The following is a 5488-nucleotide window of genomic DNA, read 5'->3' as shown; positions in this document are numbered from 1 at the left end:
TCCACGCATGACCGCTCGGCGGGGCATCTGCTGCTCGCCGAGCGGTCATGCGTGGACCACCTCACCAACGGCTCCGCGAACATCGCGTCCGCCAGTACGGCCCCGCCGATCGCGCCGGCGACCTGCGCGGGAAGGTACGCGGCGACGTCCCGGCCGGTCACCCCGGCGGCCTGCGCACCCTCCCCGGCGCCCGCATTCGCATCCACATCCGCACCCGCCGCGCGGGCGGCGTGTCCGCGCCGCCACCCCGTCCACCACTCGGCGAGGGTCACGACAGGGTTGAAGTGCGCCCCGGACACCGGTCCGAACAGCACGATGAGCACGCCCAACCCGAAGACCGTGGCGAGGCAGTTGGCCAGCAACTGCACCCCGACGTCATGCGTCAGTTCGGTGGCCTGGATCCCGGAGCCGACCACGACGGCCACGAGCGCCGCCGTACCCACGGCCTCGGCGGCGACCCGCGCCCCCAACGGCGCCCGCGCAGGCGCCACACTCCCGGACGCGGACCCGCCCACGGGCACAGGCCCACCCGCGGCGACCGGCACCGACTCCGGCACCGGCGCAGCCCCCGCAGCCGGCACCGCACCGCCCGTGCCCTGCTCGACCGTCGTCACCTGATCTCCTTACCCCAGCCCATGAAGGCCCCGCCCTACACCCCCGCCACTCAGGAACAGGCCCGCTTGACGTCGTTCTCGGCCGTGGCACGCGCCGTCTCCGCCAGTTCGGTGAACCCGCCCGCGAGGGCGGCGAGGACCTCCGGCCTGAGCCGGTAGTACGTCCACCGCCCGCACGGCTCGGTCTCCACGACCCCGGCCTCCCGCAGCACCTTGAGGTGGTTGGAGAGGTTGGTCTGTCTGGCGCCCGTCTCCTCCACGAGGTGCGTCGTGCACAGCGTCTCGTGCGCGAGCAGGGTGACGATCCGGAGGCGGAGCGGATCGGCCAGCACCCGGAGCAGATCAGTGTCGACTGACGTCAGCATGCGCTGATACTGTCACATCGCTCAAGGCTGATGCGAGCCGCCCGCGAAGGAAGCCACCCATGAACTCGACCCCTCCGCCTCCGCCCGCGCACGCGAATCCGCCCGCGCACGCGAATCCGCCCGCGCACGCGAATCCGTCCGCGTCCACGAACCCGTCCCCATCCGCTGACGCGCCCGCGCCGCAGGCCTCCGTGCTGTTCGTCTGTGTCCACAACGCCGGCCGCTCCCAGATGGCCGCCGGTTTCCTCAGCCACCTCGCGGGCGACCGCGTCGAGGTCCGCTCGGCCGGTTCCCTCCCCGCCGACCAGGTCAACCCTGCCGCGGTGGAGGCGATGCGGGAGGTCGGCGTCGACATCGCCGCGGCCCGCCCCAAGGTGCTCACGACCGAGGCCGTCCAGTCCTCCGACTACGTGATCACCATGGGCTGCGGCGACGTCTGCCCCGTCTTCCCCGGCAAGCGGTACCTCGACTGGACCCTGGAGGACCCGGCGGGCAAGGGAGTCACCTCAGTGCGCCCCATCCGCGACGAGATCGAGCAGCGCGTCCGGGCCCTGATCGCGGAGATCGACGCTCGGTAGAGTCGGGACGGGTCAGGCAATCGATCTCCCGGAGGCACCCGACATGCGACCGCGACTCCGCTGCGCCGTGCTCGACGACTTCCAGACCGTCGCGACCGAGATCGCCGACTGGTCCCCCGTCGCCGAGGACGTCGACGTCGTGAGCTTCGCGGAGCACTTCGCCGACGAGGACGCCCTCGCGGATGCCCTGGCCGACTACGACATCGTCGTCACCCTGCGCGAACGCGTCCCGTTCCCCGCCTCGCTCCTCGCCCGCCTCCCCCGCCTGAAGCTGCTGATCGCCTCCGGCATGCGCAACTCGGTCATCGACTACGCGGCCGCCGAGGCGCATGGCGTGACCGTCTGCGGAACGGCCAGTTCCTCCACCCCGCCGGTCGAGTTGACCTGGGCGCTGCTGCTCGGCCTCGCCCGCGGCCTGGTCACCGAGAACAACTCCCTGCGTTCGGGCGGCCCTTGGCAGAGCACGGTCGGCGTCGACCTGCACGGCGCCCGGCTCGGCCTGCTCGGCCTCGGCAAGATCGGCAGCCGGGTGGCCCGGGTCGGCCTCGTCTTCGGCATGCGGGTGACGGCCTGGAGCCAGAACCTCACCAAGGAGCACGCGGACGAGGTGGGCGTGGAACTGGCGGCGTCCAAGGAGGAGTTGCTCGCGGACAGCGACTTCGTCTCCCTCCACCTCGCCCTCAGCGACCGCACCCGGGGCCTGCTGGGTGCCCCCGAACTCGCCCTGCTCAAGCCGACCGCCTACCTGATCAACACGTCCCGCGCCGCCATCGTCGACCAGGACGCGCTGCTCGCCGCCCTGCACGAGGGCCGTATCGCCGGAGCCGGCGTCGACGTCTTCGACGTCGAGCCGCTCCTCGCCGACCACCCGATGCGCACGGCCCCCCGCCTCCTCGCCACCCCGCACCTCGGATATGTCTCCCGCGCCAACTACGCCACGTACTACGGCCAGGCGGTCGAGGACATCCAGGCGTACTTGGCGGGTTCCCCGGTACGACTCCTCAGCTGAGGCCGCCGCGCCATGGCCTCACGAGCTCTCGCCCTCAGGTCGCCAATAGAAGCCGTACTGCCGGCGCAGATGCCCCAGGTCCACCAAGTAGCGCCGTAGCGTCACATGGTCGACCGGCCCGTCGGTGCACCAGGCGCGCAGCTTCTCGTTGACCTCACGCTCCGGGTACTCGACGCCCGACTCGAAGGTACGTTCGGCGATATGCCGGAGCACGACGAGCTTGCGTTGCCACTGGGCGGGCAGGCGCACCAGGCGTCCGTCGCGTACGAAGGTCCGCAGTACGGACTCGGCGCGCCTGTCTCCTGAGCCGTGGTCCGGCGTACGTGTCCCGCTCTCCGCGATGACCCGTTCCTCCCGCGCACGCTCCCTGAAGTGCTCGTACGCGACGCTCAGCCCCGCGCCGGTCGCCGAGATCACCTCCTCGGCCTGGAGCCGTCGCAGCGCCATGGCGGTGTCCTTCGGGGACAGCCCAGCCGTCGCGCCGACCTTGGCCGGGGTATCGGCGCCGAGAGCCACGGCGGCGAACGCTCGGGCTCTGTCCTCGTCGGTGAACAGACGGATCAGTTGGTCGGTAGCCATGGCCCGGACAGTAGCCGCCGCACCCCTGGAGGCGAACCGAATTTCACCACTGGGCCGCCGCACCGTCCGGATGCGTCCGGGCGCACGGCATGGCAGCGGAACTCCCCTGTTCAAAAAGGGTGATTCCAGGATGAACACCGTGACCCCACGCGCGCGGGAGCGTTGAAGGGACGTCCGGTCGCGTTCGTGCGGCCGGGTTCATCGAGCAAATAAGGAGAACCTGATGTCTCGCATGGTGAAGGTGACTACCGTCGCTCTGGGTACTTCCGCCCTGGTCCTCAGCGGGGCCGGGCTGGCCTCGGCCGACGCGGACGCCCACGGTGCGGCCATCGGCTCGCCCGGCGTCCTGTCGGGCAATGTCGTCCAGGTCCCCGTTCACGTGCCCGTCAACATCTGCGGCAACACCGTGAACATCATCGGCCTGCTGAACCCCGCCTTCGGTAACACGTGCATCAACGACGACAGCGAGCACCACGCCAAGAAGGACGACAAGAAGGACGACGGTAAGGGCCACAAGAAGGACGACGGGAAGGGCCACAAGAAGGGCCACTGACCCCGGGCCGACGCCGGCAAGCAGGCAACAGAACGGCTGAGCCCCCGACGGTGTCGACCGCCGGGGGCTCAGCCGTACTCGCACCACCGGGGCGGGCCGACGGATGGCGCCCTCTTGAATCCCGCCTGGAAGCCGCCTGGATGCCGCCACTGCCACGCGGCCACGGTCGTGGGCGGGGCCGGCCAGGGCCACGTCCGGTCCGGTCCGCGGTCCAGGGCGCGGACGACGGCGAAGGGTCCCGTCTCCAGGTGCGGAGGGGCACGCGCGGTGGGTGCCTGCCACGCACGCATACGTGCCGCCCGCGCGCCGCATCGTCGCGGCGGCGCCCCTTCCGCGCTGACGTGCCCCTGCGGGCTCTCGGCCGCCAGGCCGGCGGCAGCGACCGCACGGCGAATCCGGTGGCCGAGGTCCATCTCGTCGCGCGCTGCCCCACCGGGAAGCCTCGGCCACCTGGAACACGAGGCGGTGACGACCGGCGTGACGGCCGAGGTGACGACCGAGCGAGCAGCCCGCGTGCGACCTGCCGCCGCCTGCCCACGGTGGCCTTCGTCCCACCGGTCCGCGCACCGTCCCAGGACACGCCGAAGGCCCGGGATCGGCCGGGCCTTCCCGACCTTCCCGGGCCCGTCGAACCCGCAGGCCGCCGAACCACCCGGCTGCGCCGGGACCACCAGCGCTCTGCCGGGCGGACACCGCTCTCTCCTCATCCGGTTCGGTAGCGGCGCCCGCCCGGCTGCCCGGTGCCGACCATGGGGCGGTGCCCAAGACGCAGGGGTTCCCTCCCCTTGCGTGGCTCTACGGCTGACCGAGCCGCACGTCGGCGGTCGGTGCTGTGCGCAACAACGGTGTGCGCATCGCCGCCTGAGGCTTCTTGAGCGCCGGAAGGCGGGAGGCCCTGTGGTCGGGCGGGGTCAGCGGGGCGTCCAGGGACAGTCCGGGCGTCATCGTCCTCAGGTCGGCCGCGGGCGCACTGACCGCAGCGCGCTCGGACGCCTTGCCTGCGCTCCGTGGCAGCGGGGCCTCGGCCACCAGACCTGGCAGGGGAGCACGGAGAGGCACTTGCGGCAGCGTGTTCTCCGGGGTCAGCCGGCCTTCGACGTACCGGGGCTTCTCCGGCCGTCCCTGCGTGGGCAGCGGCACTTCCCCGGCGATCTTGGGCAGTTTCGCGTTGTGCGACTTCTCCACACCGTCCAGGGGTACGACGACGGGAACCGATTCGGCCGCAACGGCGGGGGTCGTGGTACCGGCACCCACCGCGGTCACCACCCCCGTGATGACGGCGGCCAGGGTTCCTCGGGGGGTCGACTTCATCTCGGCACGGTCCCTTTCAAGGATCGGGAGTCGGGTACGAAAGCTCAATGTCCGTACCGAGTAACGAGCCCGGGCTCGGTATCAGTCGCCCTCGAGGCGGGATTCCCCCGACCGGCCCATTGGCCGCGGTAACGCATCACTGCTCATCTCCCTCCCGCCCTCGACGGTGTCGTCTCCGGCGGGCGACCGGGCCACCACCGCTTCACGGCCTCTCATCGGATGCCGTCGAGCGAGGGGACCCGGCACACGTGGGGTGTCGGGTCCCTTCGTTTGCACACGTCAAAGGCAGATATTGACTACGCCGCCCTCGGTGACAGGCACTTCCAGGAGGGGAGCGCAGGCAGCGTCGGGAGAGCGTCCGGGCTCGGAGGTGTCGCCTCCGACGTGTGGCTCAGGTCGTGCCTGGGGGACGTTCGGGGCGTCGCCCTTGGTGCCGGAGTGGGCGGCGGCGGTGTCTTCGGGGGGGGTCGGTGTTCTGC

At 71.5% G+C, this 5488-nt stretch carries 7 protein-coding genes; 3 read left to right on the top strand and 4 right to left on the bottom strand.

Annotated features, from left to right (window positions below):
• Nucleotides 1–614 (bottom strand): aquaporin (locus AOK23_RS39665; RefSeq protein ID WP_420823790.1); only part of this gene is annotated, 614 nt, incomplete at its 3' end.
• Between the two features lie 50 nt (nucleotides 615–664).
• The gene (locus AOK23_RS39660; protein ID WP_055717286.1) at nucleotides 665–979 is read right to left on the bottom strand and encodes an ArsR/SmtB family transcription factor; all 315 of its coding nucleotides are present in this window, start codon (nucleotides 977–979) and stop codon (nucleotides 665–667) included.
• Between the two features lie 191 nt (nucleotides 980–1170).
• On the opposite strand from AOK23_RS39660, the gene AOK23_RS39655 reads away from it, so the two are divergent.
• Together AOK23_RS39655 and AOK23_RS39650 are read left to right on the top strand one after the other, a co-directional pair.
• Nucleotides 1171–1557: an arsenate reductase ArsC gene (locus AOK23_RS39655; RefSeq protein WP_055717287.1), complete on the top strand. Its 387-nt coding sequence runs from the start codon at nucleotides 1171–1173 to the stop codon at nucleotides 1555–1557.
• A 43-nt stretch (nucleotides 1558–1600) separates the two neighbouring features.
• Nucleotides 1601–2566, top strand: a complete 966-nt coding sequence (locus tag AOK23_RS39650) for a D-2-hydroxyacid dehydrogenase family protein (protein WP_055717285.1) — start codon at nucleotides 1601–1603, stop codon at nucleotides 2564–2566.
• Between the two features lie 18 nt (nucleotides 2567–2584).
• Here the strand turns inward: AOK23_RS39650 and AOK23_RS39645 are convergent, their stop codons facing one another.
• Complete coding sequence (locus AOK23_RS39645; protein ID WP_055717284.1) at nucleotides 2585–3145, bottom strand: DUF2087 domain-containing protein; 561 nt, start codon at nucleotides 3143–3145, stop codon at nucleotides 2585–2587.
• A 223-nt stretch (nucleotides 3146–3368) separates the two neighbouring features.
• On the opposite strand from AOK23_RS39645, the gene AOK23_RS39640 reads away from it, so the two are divergent.
• Complete coding sequence (locus AOK23_RS39640; RefSeq protein WP_055717283.1) at nucleotides 3369–3698, top strand: chaplin; 330 nt, start codon at nucleotides 3369–3371, stop codon at nucleotides 3696–3698.
• 795 nt (nucleotides 3699–4493) lie between these two features.
• Here AOK23_RS39640 and AOK23_RS39635 read toward each other — a convergent pair.
• The gene (locus AOK23_RS39635; RefSeq protein WP_055717282.1) at nucleotides 4494–5009 is read right to left on the bottom strand and encodes a hypothetical protein; all 516 of its coding nucleotides are present in this window, start codon (nucleotides 5007–5009) and stop codon (nucleotides 4494–4496) included.
• Nucleotides 5010–5488 lie beyond the last annotated feature (479 nt).

The sequence above is a fragment of the Streptomyces torulosus genome (genome assembly GCF_001419765.1).
GTDB classification, from domain to species: Bacteria; Actinomycetota; Actinomycetes; order Streptomycetales; family Streptomycetaceae; genus Streptomyces; species Streptomyces torulosus.
This window is presented reverse-complemented; position numbering and strand designations above follow the sequence as displayed.

What these genes read in the sequence shown, in the direction of transcription:
- AOK23_RS39645 (WP_055717284.1), bottom strand. Translation starts at nt 3,145, where the DNA reads ATGGCTACCGACCAACTGATCCGTCTGTTCACCGACGAGGACAGAGCC.
- AOK23_RS39635 (WP_055717282.1), bottom strand. Translation starts at nt 5,009, where the DNA reads ATGAAGTCGACCCCCCGAGGAACCCTGGCCGCCGTCATCACGGGGGTG.
- AOK23_RS39650 (WP_055717285.1), top strand. Translation starts at nt 1,601, where the DNA reads ATGCGACCGCGACTCCGCTGCGCCGTGCTCGACGACTTCCAGACCGTC.
- AOK23_RS39660 (WP_055717286.1), bottom strand. Translation starts at nt 979, where the DNA reads ATGCTGACGTCAGTCGACACTGATCTGCTCCGGGTGCTGGCCGATCCG.
- AOK23_RS39640 (WP_055717283.1), top strand. Translation starts at nt 3,369, where the DNA reads ATGTCTCGCATGGTGAAGGTGACTACCGTCGCTCTGGGTACTTCCGCC.